This is a genomic window from Fundidesulfovibrio agrisoli, from assembly GCF_022808715.1.
In the GTDB taxonomy this organism is placed as follows: domain Bacteria; phylum Desulfobacterota; class Desulfovibrionia; order Desulfovibrionales; family Desulfovibrionaceae; genus Fundidesulfovibrio; species Fundidesulfovibrio agrisoli.
In genome coordinates this window covers 12,431-26,111 of sequence record NZ_JAKZKX010000019.1, presented here as the reverse complement: position 1 = coordinate 26,111, position 13,681 = coordinate 12,431, and the positions used below count along the sequence as shown (strand labels likewise).

Sequence of the window (13,681 nt, the reverse complement as noted above, 5' to 3'; positions counted from 1 at the left end):
CCTTCGTGCGTCGTGACATGGAGTACGAAAGCCGGACCAGGGTGGGCGGCTATTTGAACAGCCGCTTGCGGTACACGTAGAGGTGCCTTGCCAGCAGCGCGGCGAACGCGCCTCCTGCCCAGGCGTGGGCGCGCTCGTTGCGCAGGGCCAGGGCGGCCAGGGCCAGGCCCAGGCTTGCGGCCATGCCCCGCTTCACGCTGCGCATGGAGGGCCAGGCGAGGCTCCTTTTGGCGCAGGGTGCGGCGGGCGCGAGCCGCTCCTCCAGGGTTTTGCGCACCGCGCGGTCGTGCCCGGGGCCGGGCGGGTAGGTTATCAGCAGGCTGTTGCTGCGCGGGTTGTGCTTAAGCGTCACCCCCGTGACGGCCTCGCCCAGGGCGGCGCGCAGTGCCTGCAGCGCGTGTTCGGGGAAGCCGGGCTCCAGCCGCGCCCGGATGCGGCCGGGCAGGATGCTCGTGAGCATGTCAGGACTCCTTCGTCGCAGGCTGAACCGCCTTGAGCGGGCGCAGGGCGTTGACGGCCGCCGCCAGGGTGGCGCTGTTGTGCATCAGCGCCGAGATCTGGGGCGAAAGCCTGCCCACCAGCCCGCCCGCCAGCAGCAGGGTGTTGACCCCGACGATCAGCAGGTAGTTGCGTTTGACCCTTTCCAGCGCGGACTTGGCCAGCAGGCGCGCCCTGGCCAGGGCGGTGAGGTCGCCGGTGGTGAGCACCACGTCGGCCACCTCCCTGGTGACGTCCGCGCCCTGGTGCATGGAGATGCCCACGGAGGCCCTGACCAGGGCCGGGGCGTCGTTGAGCCCGTCGCCCACCATGGCCACGGTGTGGCCCTCGGCCAGCAGATCCTCGACCACCCGGTGCTTTTCGTCCGGGAGCACCTGGGCGACCCACTCGGTGATGCCGAGCTGTTTTGAGATGCGCGCGGCCATGCCGTCCAGGTCGCCGGTGAGCATGACGACGCGCTTGACCCCGGTGTCGTGCAGCGCCTGGAGGGCCTGGGCCGCTTCGGGCCGCAGGGGGTCGTCCAGGGTGATGAGCCCGGCCAGGGCGTCCCCCACGGCCAGGTACAGCAGGGAGTGCCCCTGTTCCGCCAAGACGTTCGCCACGTCCTCGGCTTCCCCCAGGGGCACCTTCTCGTCCTCGTGGATGAAGTGCCTGCTGCCCAGCAGCACCCGCTGGCCCTTGAGCCAGCTGGCCACCCCGTGGGCGGCCACGTATTCCACGCGGGCGTGTTCCTCCTGGTGGACGATGTCCTCGATTTTGGCCTGGCGCACCACGGCGCGGGCCACCGGATGGGGGAAGTGCTCCTCCAGGCAGGCGGCGATGCGCAGCACGTCCTCGCGGGTGTGCCCTCCGAAGGGGAGCACTTCGCGCACGGCGGGTTCGGCCATGGTCAGGGTGCCGGTCTTGTCGAAGACGAACACGTCTGCCTTGGCCAGGTTTTCAAGGGGGGCGCCGCCCTTGACCACCACGCCCGAGGCGGCCATCTGGCGCATGCAGGCCAGCACGGCCAGGGGCGTGGCCAGTTTGATGGCGCAGGAATAGTCCACCAGCAGCACGGAGGCGGCCCGGCGCGGGTCGCGGGTGACGGCGTAGACCGCCCCCGCCAGCCCCAGCGAGAAGGGCACCAGGTTCCCGGCCAATTTTTCGGCCTGGCTCTGCACCCCGGCCTTGCGCAGCTCGGCCTGCTCCACCAGGGCGAGCATGCGCCGCCAGCGCGTGGCGTCGCTGCCGCCCGTGGCCTTGACCACGACCTCGCCCTCCTCCACCACGGTCCCGGCGAAGACGGCGCTGCCGGGGCGCTTGGGCACCCCGCGCACCTCCCCGGTCATGGAGCTCTGGTTCACCAGGGCTTCGCCTTCCTCCACCACGCCGTCCACCGGGGCCACCGCCCCCAGGCGGATCACGACCAGGTCGCCGGGCTTCACCAGCCTGGCGTCCAGCTGCTCCTCCTCGCTGCCGCGCCTGACCCAGGCCCAGACGGTCTGGGAGGCGAGCGTGGCGGCCAGGCTCTCCTCGGAGCGCCTGCGGCTCCAGGATTCGAGGAACTCCCCGGCGGAGAGCATCAGGGTGATGGTGCCGAGCGACCGGTAGTCGCGGCGCACGATGCAGATGCCAAGGGCGGCGGCGTCCAGCACGTCCATGGAGAGCTTCCCCGAACCCAGCGCCCGCAGGCCCTGCCACAGGCGGGGCAGCGCACCGCGCAGGCTCAGGGCCAGCCGGAACCCGGCGGGCAGCACGGGGCGCAACAGCAGCGGCGCGACAATGCCCAGGAAGCCCGGCGTGGGGCGCTCGTCCGGCCTGCGGGTGCGGCAGTCCGGAGCCGCCTCTCCAGGCATGATCTTGGGCACCAGGGCATCGGTCCCGGAATCCGCCGAGTTTGCCGCGGACGGGCCGCCCCCGCGGGAAACCAGTGCGTCCAGGAGGATGCGGGGAGTGACCGCCTCAGGATCGAACCGCAGCAATACCGAGCCGGTGCGGGGGCTGACGCGGGCGCTCGCCACCCCGTCCATCCGCTCGATGTGTTTCAGCCTGTGAGAGAGGCCGAGCACCGTGCGGGGCGGCGTGAAGCGCACCCGGACCCGGCCCGGCGTGGAATGGACGACCTGGCAATTCACGAGGCCTTGGTCTCCCCGGCGGTTGCCTCGCGGGACTTTCGGGCGTGCTCGGCCTCGGCCATCAGGTCGTCCAGGTTCTCCTTGGCGTGTTCCACCACGCCCTGGAATTTCTCCTTGAGGTTCAGGCCGCCCGCCATCAGATCGGTGAGCACGGGTTTGAGCGCCGAGTTCTCGCGGGTCAGGGCGTATGCGGCCAGGGCGCCGAGGGCGGCCCCGCCAAGGAACAGGAATGTGGATTTGGAATCGATATTCATGAGGTGTCCTCCCAGTGGGTGATGGTTCAGGGGATGCGAAACGGTTGGAAGCCTTGAAGCGCCGTCATCCGGCGGCGAGCAGGGCCTGGATCAGGCGCTGCTGCAGTTCCTCCTGCCCGAGGGTGTCGAACAGCTCGCAGACGTGGAGGTGCTGCCAGTAATTCTGGCGCGGGATGCCTCGGAAGTTGCAGAGCCGGGCGCGGATGTTGCTCCAGGAATTTTTGAGGCGCTGCTGTCCCGCCGCGCTCACCAGGCAACAGGGCATGATCTGGAATGTATCCGTGGAGGGCTGCCCCAGCGCGTCGTAGCCCGGCCAGCCGGGGGTGAGACAGGCCATGTTGGCGTCCAGGCTCCCGCGGAAGATCTGCAGCGCCGTGTCGCGCTGGCTGTCGGGCAAGACGCGGAAGTGGGTCGCCGTGGATGTCAGGAACAACCCGATGACCGGAGCGCCGGAGGGCACCGTCCTGAGGCTTTCAGGCACGTCCTTGGAGAGCGCCTGCCTGAAGAGTTGGTAGTAGCGGTTGACGGTGTTGCGGTTGAGCTTCAGGGAGCGGGACGCGTCGCTGGCGGTGGCCCCTTTGGCCATGGCGTCGGCCAGGGCGAGCAGTTTGGTCTCGGCCACCTTGGCGTTCAGGGCGTAACGATTCTTGCGGCGGGGCGGGGGGGCTGGATACGGCTTCATCAAGGTTTCCTGAGTGATTTTGGCAGTGATTATCAAAATCAATTCCAAGGTCAAGATGAAATATTCATGAAATGCACTTGATGAGATCAGGTGATTCCGAGGTGTTAAAAGCATCGCTGGTCCTGATCTGTTCATGTTCAAAGTCTGGGCAATGGGAATAATGGCAACCGGGAGGATTGCTTCTGACCCTGCCAGGAGGCCCCTGTCCGCTGGACGCCCGCCCCTCCTGCGGCTAAGATGCGCCGTCATCACACGCCAGAGGAGCCCCCATGGAAATCGCCCCGGACCTGTTGGAAAAAGAGAAAAGCGTCGCCGCCAGGATCAGGCGGGCGCTTTCGGAAGCCGAACAGGCCGCCGTGGCGTGCGGAGAGTCCAACACCCTGGCCCCCCACCTCGCCGAACTCCTGGAGGAGTACGAAGCCCTGGCCCAGCGCGCCCGGCGCGTGGCCGACCTGGCCCGCTCCGTCCAGCAGGACCTGGACGACGCCCTGGAGCAGGTCACCCAACTCACCCAGGTGGACGGCCTCACCGGGGCCATGAACCGCCCCAGCTTCGAGCGCCTGCTCTCACGCGATTGGGCCCAGGCCCAGCGCGAGGGCACCTCCCTGTCCCTGCTGTTGGTGAACGTGGACAGCCTTCAGTCCTACAACGTGCACTACGGCTCCCTGGCCGGGGATGAATGCCTGCGGGCCGTGGCCCGCGCGCTCATGCGCTGCCTGTACCGCGAGGTGGACGTGGTGGCCCGCCTGGAGGGAGACACCTTCGCGGCCCTGCTGCCTGGCACCGCGGCCGAGGGCGCTGCCGTGGTGGGCCAGCGCATCCTGGACGAGGTGGCGGGCATGGAGATCCCCCACCTGGAGTCGGTCCACGGCGGTTTCGTCAGCGTGAGCGTGGGCCTGGCCACCATGACGCCCGGGCGCGGCGACGCCCCCCTGGCCCTGGTGCGCGCGGCGCAGGCCGCCCTGGGCGCCGCCAAGGACGGCGGCCGGGCACGCCTGGCCCTGGCCTGAGCCCGGTAGGGCGTTTTTGATCGGTCAGGCTTCGCCCCTCTGGGGGGCATTCAAACGCGCGACACTGGCCTGGGCCTCGCTGCCCGCAGCTTGGCGCGCGCCCAGCGCAAGCTCTGAACATTCCCCGTTTGTCATCTGAAAGTCCACGCACGCGCGGCTGGCCTGTAACAATTCAAGCCTAGCCTTCCTCCAGCTTGTCGAGCGGCCCGCTGGGCCGGTTCGGCGCAATCGCACCTTTTCCGGCGGCCAGCGCGGCCGCCGCAGCCGGAGGATACACCATGTCGGACCTTTTCAGGCCCATGGCCTTGACCTTGCTGAGCAGCCTGACCATCCAGGCGGGCATGTACGTCTATTGCCTGGAGACCCTGGCCAGGTAGCCCCCACGTCATCCATTTCCCCTTGCGCCCCCGGCCGCCCGAAGCGGCCGGGGGCGCTCCCTTTTTCCGGCTTCGGACATACGTGTCTTACAAATTTGTACAATAGTGTGCGTTTTTGTGTCGCATCATCAGGGTCTGCATTGTCAACCATTTGGAATCGCGACTTTTTTCTATTGGCACGAGACTTGATGTCGTTGGTAGAAAACAACAAGCCACCAACAGACAGGGAGTAGGATCATGAGCGCAACCACCATCCGCGACACTCTCGAAATGGCAGGAGCCCTGGCAGGCAGTTTGGTTATCCAGGCTCTGTATTACGCTCTCTGTCTGAGAACGCTGGCGTCCTAAGCCGCACAACCAACGAGGCACACCGTGTCCGACCTGATATTCGAAGAACGCAAGGACCAGATCCACCGCAAGGGCGAAGGGCCCTTCAAGCTGGCCTGCAACCGCGACTCCCTGGCAGGGGCCGTGAGCCAGCGGGCCTGCGTGTTCTGCGGCTCGCGCGTGGTGCTCTATCCCATCGCGGACGCCCTGCATCTGGTGCACGGACCCATCGGCTGCGCCGCCTACACCTGGGACATCCGGGGCGCGCTCTCCTCCGGGCCGGAGCTGCACCGCCTCTCCTTCTCCACGGACCTGCAGGAGACCGACGTGATCTTCGGCGGCGAGAAGAAGCTCTACGCCGCCCTCACCGAACTCATCGACCGCCACCAGCCCAAGGCCGCCTTCGTCTACTCCACCTGCATCGTGGGCATCATCGGGGACGACCTCCAGGCCGTGTGCAAGAAGGTCTCGGCCGAGAAGGGCATCCCCGTGATCCCGGTGCAGTCCGAGGGTTTCAAGGGCAACAAGCGCGAGGGCTACCTGGCCGCCTGCAAGGCCATGTTCACCCTGATGGGCACCGGCGACACCTCGGACATCGGGCCGCTGTCGCTGAACATCCTGGGCGACTTCAACCTGGCGGGCGAGATCTGGATCATCCGCGAATATTTCGAGCGCATGGGCATCAAGGTGGTGGCCAACATCACCGGCGACGGCCGCGTGGGCGACATCGCCCGGGCCCACGGCGCGGCGCTCAACGTGGTGCAGTGCTCCGGCTCCACCATGGACCTGGCCAAGATGATGAAGGAGAAGTACGGCACCCCCTTCGTCAAGGTCTCCTACTTCGGCATCGAGGACATGGCCGAGGCACTCTACACCGTTGCCCGCTTCTTCAAGGACAAAGACCCCGGCATCCTGGTGCGCACCCAGGAGCTGGTGAAGGAAGAGCTGGCCGTGCTCTACCCCAAGCTCCAGGAATTCAGAAAGGACCTCGAAGGCAAGAAGGCCGCCATCTACGTGGGCGGCGCCTTCAAGGCCTTCTCCCTCATCAAGGCCTTCCGCCACCTGGGCATGTCAGTGGTGATCGCGGGCTCCCAGACGGGCACCGAGGAGGACTACGAGGAGCTGGCCTCCATCTGCGACCCCGGCACCATCATCGTGGACGACGCCAACCCCCTGGAGCTCTCCGCCTTCCTCAAGGAGAAGGACGTGGACATCTTCGTGGGCGGCGTGAAGGAGCGCCCCATCGCCTACAAGCTGGGCGTGGGCTTCTGCGACCACAACCACGAGCGCAAGGAAGCCCTGGAAGGGTTCGTGGGCATGTACAATTTCGCCCTGGAGGTCCACCGCACCGTGATGAGCCCGGTGTGGAAGTTCGTACCCCGCAGGAGCGGCAAGGTTCTGGCCGGCGAAGGCGCGGACCTGCCGAAGGAGTGTTCCCTGTGAGCGCCCCCGTGAAGAATATCAAGGCGGCCAAGGCCCCGGCGGAGAACTTCGTCTCCACCACCAACGCCTGCAAGCTGTGCAAACCCCTGGGCGCCACCCTGGTGTTCAAGGGCATCGAGGGCGGCGTGCCCTTCCTGCACGGTTCGCAGGGCTGCGCCACCTACATGCGCCGCTACATCATCAGCCACTTCCGCGAGCCCATGGACATCGCCTCCAGCTCCCTGGGCGAGAAGCAGGCCATCTACGGCGGCGGCCCCAACCTGAAGAAGGGCCTGCTCACTGTCATGGACAAGTACGGCGCGGGTCTGATCGGCGTGGCCACCACCTGCCTCACCGAAACCATCGGCGACGACGTGCCCGGCATCCTGGGCGAGTTCCGCCGCGAATTCGCCGACCTGGAGCTGGCCCCCGTGGTCAACGTGTCCACCCCCAGCTACTCCGGCTCGCACATGGAAGGCTTCACCGCCGCGGTCAAGGCCGTGGTGGAGCAGCTGGCCCAGGCCGGCGAGCCCAACGACTCCGTGGGCTGCTTCCCGGGCTTCGTCTCCTGCGCGGACATCCGGCACCTGAAGGACGTGTTCGCCTCCTTCGGGATGAACGCCGCCATCCTGCCCGACTACTCCGAGACCCTCGACGGCCCGGCCCTGGACGACTACGAGAAGCTGCCCTCCGGCGGCACCCCCGTGGCCGCCATCCGCGCCCTGGGCGGGGCCAAGGCCAGCTTCGAGTTCGGGGCCACCCTGGCGCCCGTGGGCGAGGCGGGCACCGCAGCCGGGCTGCTGGCCGCGCGCTTCGGCGTTCCCGCGCACCGCATGGGCCTGCCCATCGGGCTGCGCGCCTCGGACGAGTTCTTCAAGGCCCTCGAGTCAGTGGCCTGCGCGCCCACGCCCCGCCGCCACGCCCTGGAACGCGGCCGCCTGCTGGACGCCTTCGTGGACGGCCACAAATACATCTCCCAGAAGCGCTGCGTGATCTACGGCGAGGAGGACCTCATCGTGGGCCTGACCTCGTTCATGGCCGAGATCGGCGTGACCCCGGTGCTGGTGGCCGGAGGCGGCCGCTCGGGAAGGCTCAAGGCCGCCGTGGAGGCCGCCTGCGAGGGCCTGGTGCCCGAGATGCCCGAAGTGCGCGAAGGCGTGGACTTCTACGACATCGCGGACCGCGCCCGCGAACTGGCCCCGGACTTCTTCCTGGGCCACTCCAAGGGCTACCGCCTGGCCCGCGAGCTGAACGTTCCCCTGGTCCGGGTGGGCTTCCCCATCCACGACCGTTTCGGCGGCCACAGGCTGCACCACCTCTGCTACCTGGGCGCCCAGGAGCTGTTCGACCGGGTGGTCAACGCCATGATCGAAAAGAAACAGACCGACTCCGACATCGGGTACGGATACATTTAAGGAGCACCCCCATGGCCATGGATCTTTCCAAGCACCCCTGTTTCAACAAGGACGCCAAGGGCTCCTGCGCGCGCATCCACCTGCCGGTGGCGCCCAAGTGCAACATCCAGTGCAACTACTGCAACCGCAAGTACGACTGCGTGAACGAGTCGCGCCCGGGCGTCACCTCCTCGGTGCTCACCCCGGCCCAGGCCATCCTGTACATGGAGAAGGTGCTGGAGGCCGAGCCGCGCATCACCGTGGTGGGCATCGCCGGCCCAGGCGACCCCATGGCCAACGCCAAGCAGACGCTGGAGACCATGCGCCGCATCAAGGCCAAGTGGCCCGACATGATCCTGTGCCTGTCCTCCAACGGGTTGGAGCTGGCCGAGCACGTGGACGAGCTGGCCGAGATCGGCGTCTCCCACGTCACGGTGACGGTCAACGCCATCGACCTGGACATCGCCGAGAAGATCTACTCCTGGGCGCGGGTGGGCAAGGTGCTCTACCGCGGCCGCGAAGCCGCCCGCATCCTGCTTGAGCGCCAGGAGGAGTCCATCCGTCGCCTCAAGGAGAAGGACCTGATCGTCAAGATCAACACGATCATCATCCCCGGCGTCAACGACCAGCACATCGAGGCCATCGCGGCCAAGATGAAGTCCATGGGCGTGAACCTGCTCAACTGCATGGCGCTCATCCCCAACAAGGACACCAAATTCGAGCACATCATCGAGCCCACCAAGGACGACGTGGAGGCCATCCGCGCCATGGCCGAGGGCTACCTGCCCCAGATGCGCCACTGCCAGCGCTGCCGCGCCGACGCCGTGGGCCTCCTGGAGAAGGACTGTTCCCGCCAGTTCTCCGGGCTGCTCTCGGCCTGCGCATCCGACAAGTCCGCCGGGCTGGACGCCTCCCGCCCTAACGTGGCCGTGGCCAGCATGGAGGGCATGCTCGTGAACATGCACCTGGGCGAGGCCGCGAGCTTCCAGATTTGGGGCGAGGACGGCGCTGGCGGCTACAAGATGGTCGAGACGCGCCCGGCCCCGGCCGCGGGCACCGGCCCCAAGCGCTGGTACGAGCTGGCCAAGAGCCTCTCGGACTGCAGGGCCGCGCTGGTCTCCGGCGTGGGCGACACCCCCCAGGCCATCCTGGAGGAGGAGGGCGTGAAGGTTGTGGCCATGTCCGGGTTCATCACCCAGGGCCTGGACGCCATCTACAAGACCGGCGACATCGAACACCTGCGCGCCAAGGGCGGCGGCGGCTGCAAGATGGGCAGCGGCTGCACCGGCGGCGGCGAGGGCTGCGGTTGATTCGAGGGACGAAACTTTGGGGTTGTGCGAGAGGCATGGTCGGAGACGGCCATGCCTTTTCGTTTTCGGAACGTGATGAGCTGCAGCGGGCACTCATTTTAGAGACAAATCAAGGAGGCGCCTCCAGATAAGTCCAGCTTGGAATCATTTGTCAGCCTCAGGAGGCAATATTGGATTGCCCTAGGGTTTTCCCGGACACCGACTTGGACGTATGATGCCGACGCTCATCCCCGGACGTGACCGGCGGGAGCGCTCGGGGCGATCTGCCCGGGCTCGTTTTCCCGTCCCGGCTGGTTCCATGGGCCACCGCGCCCGGGTGTCGGTGCAGTTCTCTGCCCGCTCCTGTCTATTTCGTGATAAATCAGGGAATTATGCGCCAGGCGTATGGCGTTGATCGCAACGTGCTGATTATGCGCGGCAATTATGTGAAATTTGTTCTTGCTTGTTTTCAATATTCCTGCATGGAAGGATACAGATATAAGACCGTGCTGGCGTGGTGTGGGGATTGCGTGTCGCCAGCCCAGAACGGTTTCCGACGAACAAGAGTGTGGTTCAGGTGGCGCATATTTCATTCGATGCAAGACAAAGGCGGTGTGAGATTCGCTGTTTATAGAGGTTGTGACGGGTGCGTGGCCATTCCGGCAATCGCATTTCCGTACCTGGAGGCAGAAAATGAGATATTTTTCTCTCCATCTCTTTGTAGCAGCAGCCTTTCTTTTCTCGTGTATTCCCTGTCAGGCGGAAAAGATTGCCTCGGGCATGGTCCATGGCGCCCGGGTCGCCCCGGACGGCTCACTGTGGGCCTGGGGGGCCAACTTCTATGGCCAGGTGGGTGATGGAACCACCGTCACCAGGCCATCACCGGTGCAGATCGGGGAGGAAAAGTTCTGGGACCAGGTGGCCGCAAAATCCGTCTTCACCATGGCCATCAAGAAGGAAGGCTCCCTCTGGGCCTGGGGGAGCAACGACCACGGCCAACTCGGCGGCGACTTCCCAACTGGCAGGCACCAGCCCGGACAGGTGGGCCTCGATTCCGACTGGGCCAAGGTATACCTGGGCTCCTACCATGTGTTGGCCATAAGAAAGAACGGCACCCTCTGGACCTGGGGGATCAACTCCGACGGCCAACTCGGCAACGGCACCACGGACGACGTCCACCAGCCAGCGGAAATCCACGAAGGCTACAAGGCGGTGTGGGCGGCGGCGGGCGTCCTGCATTCCATGATAATCAAGAGCGACGGCACGCTCTGGGGTTTTGGCGACAATTCCATGGGGCAATTGGGAAATGGCCCGGTCTTCAACAGCCCTTCGCCGGTGCAGATCGGTACTGACACGGATTGGGCCGTCATCAGTGCGGGGTACTGGCATACCGTGGCCCTGAAGAACGATGGCAGCCTCTGGGCCTGGGGATACAACGACAAGGGCCAGCTCGGCGACGGGACCACGACGAGCAGGAAAACTCCTGTCAGGATCGGTATGGACACGGACTGGATGGCCATTTCGACCGGCATGAGCCACACCCTGGCCATCAAGAACGACGGGAGCCTCTGGGCCTGGGGCAACGACGAATTTTCTCAACTCGGAGACGGCGGCTCGACGAACCGCACCGCCCCGTTCAGGATCGGCACGGACAATCACTGGGCCGCCGTGGCCGGAGGCGCGGACCAGACGCTCGCCCTCAAGACAGGGGGGGCGCTCTGGTCCTGGGGCCGGGGGGAGTTCTCCGCCTTGGGGAACGGGACGACGTCCCTGCAGATCACGCCAAAGCTTGCGCGGGTCACGGCGGTCGTCTCCGGCGCCAGTCCCGGCATGCGGAGTTCCGCCGCCCTCGACGTGGGCGGATCCGGGGTGACGGCCTACAGGTATCAGCTCGACGACGGAGCCTGGAGCGGGGAAATACCCGTCGGAACACCGATCACGCTGAGCGGGCTGGCCAAGGGTCGGCATATCCTGCGCGCGGTCGGGAAAAACGGCGCGGGCGATTGGCAAAGCACCTCCTGGGCCACCCCCGCCGTTTGGTACGTGGGGGCGACCCACATGGCGGCGGGTTCCGGCCACTCGGCCATCGTCTACCCCGACGGAACGCTCTGGACCTGGGGCTGGAACAATTACGGCCAGCTCGGCGACGGCGGCACCACGCACCGGCTGCTCCCCAAGCGGGTCGGCACGGGCACGGACTGGGCCGCCGTCGCGACCCATTTCGACCACACCCTGGCGCTTAAGACCGACGGCACTTTGTGGGCATTCGGGTATAACGCCTTCGGCCAGCTCGGCGACGGCAGCACCACCTCCAGGAGCAGCCCCGTGCAGGTCGGCCAGGATGCCGACTGGGCCATGATCAGTACGGGGTACCGCCATTCTCTGGCCATAAAGAGCGACGGAACGCTCCGGGCCTGGGGCCACAACAACCTGGGCCAGCTGGGGGATGGAAGCAGCGAGAACAGGCTGTCGCCCATACTCGTGAACCCTGTTCAGGACTGGGCCCAGGTCGCGGCCGGGGGCGACCACGCGCTGGCCATCGGAGGCGACGGCAGCCTCTGGGCATGGGGGCGCAACGACTGGGGCCAGGTCGGGGACGGTTCCACCACAACCAGGTTCAGGCCGGTGCGTTACGGCCTGGACACCAACTGGGGCGCGGTCGCCGCAGGCTACATCCACAGCCTGGCGATGAAGTACGGCGGCTCGCTGTATGCTTTCGGGGCCAACGCGCATGGTCAGCTCGGCGATGGGGGGACGACCCAACAGATCTCGCCGGTGATGATCGGAATGTACAACTGCGCCATGGTTGCCTCAGGCAGCTATCACAACCTGGCGGTCAAGACGGACGGCAGCCTCTGGGCCTGGGGATACAACGGCTTCGGCCAGCTCGGCGACGGCTCCGCGACGGAACGGCCCTCCCCGGTCCGGGTGGGGGCGGAACGGACCTGGGTGGCGGTCGCCCCCGGCGGCAACCATTCACTGGCTCTGGACGGCAAGGGCGCGGCCTGGGCCTGGGGCAACAATTCCGATGGCCAGCTCGGCACCGGTTCCACCGCGAACAGATCGCTGCCGAGTCGTGTTCTCACGCACACGATGCGGGCCTGGCCAGCGCTGCGCATATTGCTGTTGCAGGGCGGGTAGGGGGGCGTCCGGCGTTTCATTGAATACCCCGCTCCAGCGCTCCCCATGCTGGCCCCGTTCGCAGCCATGGAGAGCGCTGAGGACTTTATGGAACACGCGATAGGAAAGAAGATCCGGGACCGGCCAGATCCGGAGGAGTTCGACGAGTGGTGGATCAATAACCCCGACGAGGCAGAATGGGCCTCGTGCCGGGCGGCCGTTCTCGCCGCCCGGCAATGCGGACCGGTCCAGGCTTGAGTAAAAAGCAAGTATGGTATGGCTTGGCATATATGCAGCTGGTATTGGAAGTCCTTCTCGGCATAGCCGCCTCAGTCAGGTCGACTGTCTGCTGAGTCGTAGCGATCAACAGGAAACACCGCGGGGAGGACGCGCAGAGCTGGTATTTTGAGATCGCCCTGTTGCTGGTGAGCCTCCTTACCTTCCTTTCGTGGCTTCCATCCACGTGTTCCAAGCCCGGCAGCGTTCAGCCCGCGCCCCGTCCTGCTTACAGTTCGGCCCCCTCGGCGGCCCCTGCCCCGAAGCCAGCTTCGCACCTGGCCCCGCCCGCCGGGATCGGCAGGGATTGAAGCCCGGCGTCCCTCAAGAAATACCCGTCTTGCCTGCAGCCAGGGCCGCGCCCGGCCTATTCCGGTCCGTCCCGGCGCAGGCCCTCAACACCGCCCGCCCGTCCACACCCCGCCGAAAGCCGTTCGCCAGGCTAAACGGTCTTCCGCCGCAGGTGAACGGCGGCCCCAAAAACCGTCCACCGGCCATTGCCAAAGCTTCAACCGCTCGCCGAAACACCCCTTTTTTTTCTTGCGCCCCGGTATACATACGAATCGCGCCCGGCTTGGAAGCGCGCTGAGCCGACGCCATCCCGCACCCCAGGAGGAAAACCATGCATCACGCATCCCTCGACCAGTCACGGTTCCAGGAACTTGTGCGCAAGAAATGGTCCATCTCGCTGTCGCTCACGGCGCTCATGCTGACAATCTATTTCGGCTTCATCCTGCTGTTGGCCTTCGGCCGCCACGTGCTGGCGCAAAAGGTGGGAACCTACATCCCGCTGGGTATACCTGTGGGCTTGGGTGTGATAGTGTCCGCTTGCGTCCTTACCGGCCTGTACGTGCGCTGGGCAAATACCGTGTATGATCGCTCCGTGAAAGATTGCATCGAGAGCATGAAGAGGTAGCC

General features: G+C 66.2%; 10 protein-coding genes. 6 read left to right on the top strand and 4 right to left on the bottom strand.

Annotation, left to right across the window (positions count from 1 at the left end; genetic code table 11):
• Positions 1-49: 49 nt before the first annotated feature.
• The 4 genes from MLE27_RS13265 to MLE27_RS13250 all read right to left on the bottom strand — a co-directional run bounded on the left by MLE27_RS13265 (position 50) and on the right by MLE27_RS13250 (position 3,548).
• Positions 50-460 carry a hypothetical protein gene (locus tag MLE27_RS13265; protein ID WP_243312565.1) on the bottom strand — a complete coding sequence of 137 codons (411 nt, stop codon included), beginning with the start codon at positions 458-460 and terminating at the stop codon, positions 50-52.
• A gap of 1 nt (position 461) precedes the next feature.
• The gene (locus MLE27_RS13260; protein ID WP_243312564.1) at positions 462-2,612 is read right to left on the bottom strand and encodes a heavy metal translocating P-type ATPase; all 2,151 of its coding nucleotides are present in this window, start codon (positions 2,610-2,612) and stop codon (positions 462-464) included.
• Positions 2,609-2,866: a hypothetical protein gene (locus MLE27_RS13255; RefSeq protein WP_243312563.1), complete on the bottom strand. Its 258-nt coding sequence runs from the start codon at positions 2,864-2,866 to the stop codon at positions 2,609-2,611. The genes MLE27_RS13260 and MLE27_RS13255 overlap by 4 nt, the downstream gene beginning before the upstream one ends.
• A 64-nt stretch (positions 2,867-2,930) precedes the next feature.
• Positions 2,931-3,548 carry a hypothetical protein gene (locus MLE27_RS13250; RefSeq protein ID WP_243312562.1) on the bottom strand — a complete coding sequence of 206 codons (618 nt, stop codon included), beginning with the start codon at positions 3,546-3,548 and terminating at the stop codon, positions 2,931-2,933.
• A 269-nt stretch (positions 3,549-3,817) separates the two neighbouring features.
• Here MLE27_RS13250 and MLE27_RS13245 point away from each other — a divergent pair, with 269 nt between their 5' ends.
• The 6 genes from MLE27_RS13245 (at position 3,818) to MLE27_RS13220 (ending at position 13,679) form a co-directional block, all read left to right on the top strand.
• Positions 3,818-4,558, top strand: a complete 741-nt coding sequence (locus MLE27_RS13245) for a diguanylate cyclase domain-containing protein (protein WP_243312561.1) — start codon at positions 3,818-3,820, stop codon at positions 4,556-4,558.
• 749 nt (positions 4,559-5,307) lie between these two features.
• Positions 5,308-6,705, top strand: a complete 1,398-nt coding sequence (gene nifE / locus MLE27_RS13240) for a nitrogenase iron-molybdenum cofactor biosynthesis protein NifE (protein WP_243312560.1) — start codon at positions 5,308-5,310, stop codon at positions 6,703-6,705.
• Positions 6,702-8,099: a nitrogenase component 1 gene (locus MLE27_RS13235; RefSeq protein WP_243312559.1), complete on the top strand. Its 1,398-nt coding sequence runs from the start codon at positions 6,702-6,704 to the stop codon at positions 8,097-8,099. The genes nifE and MLE27_RS13235 overlap by 4 nt, the downstream gene beginning before the upstream one ends.
• 11 nt (positions 8,100-8,110) lie before the next feature.
• Complete coding sequence (gene nifB, locus MLE27_RS13230) at positions 8,111-9,388, top strand: nitrogenase cofactor biosynthesis protein NifB (RefSeq protein ID WP_243312558.1); 1,278 nt, start codon at positions 8,111-8,113, stop codon at positions 9,386-9,388.
• 672 nt (positions 9,389-10,060) lie between these two features.
• Positions 10,061-12,508 (top strand): RCC1 domain-containing protein, encoded by a 2,448-nt coding sequence (locus MLE27_RS13225; protein WP_243312557.1) that lies wholly within the window; start codon positions 10,061-10,063, stop codon positions 12,506-12,508.
• A gap of 877 nt (positions 12,509-13,385) precedes the next feature.
• Entirely contained in the window at positions 13,386-13,679 is a 294-nt protein-coding gene (locus MLE27_RS13220) for a DUF485 domain-containing protein (RefSeq protein WP_243312556.1), read from the top strand.
• Positions 13,680-13,681: the final 2 nt, after the last annotated feature.

Coding starts and splice junctions, on each gene's coding strand:
- MLE27_RS13250 (WP_243312562.1), bottom strand. CDS start 3,548: ATGAAGCCGTATCCAGCCCCCCCGCCCCGCCGCAAGAATCGTTACGCC.
- nifB (WP_243312558.1), top strand. CDS start 8,111: ATGGCCATGGATCTTTCCAAGCACCCCTGTTTCAACAAGGACGCCAAG.
- MLE27_RS13255 (WP_243312563.1), bottom strand. CDS start 2,866: ATGAATATCGATTCCAAATCCACATTCCTGTTCCTTGGCGGGGCCGCC.
- MLE27_RS13245 (WP_243312561.1), top strand. CDS start 3,818: ATGGAAATCGCCCCGGACCTGTTGGAAAAAGAGAAAAGCGTCGCCGCC.
- MLE27_RS13220 (WP_243312556.1), top strand. CDS start 13,386: ATGCATCACGCATCCCTCGACCAGTCACGGTTCCAGGAACTTGTGCGC.
- MLE27_RS13265 (WP_243312565.1), bottom strand. CDS start 460: ATGCTCACGAGCATCCTGCCCGGCCGCATCCGGGCGCGGCTGGAGCCC.
- MLE27_RS13225 (WP_243312557.1), top strand. CDS start 10,061: ATGAGATATTTTTCTCTCCATCTCTTTGTAGCAGCAGCCTTTCTTTTC.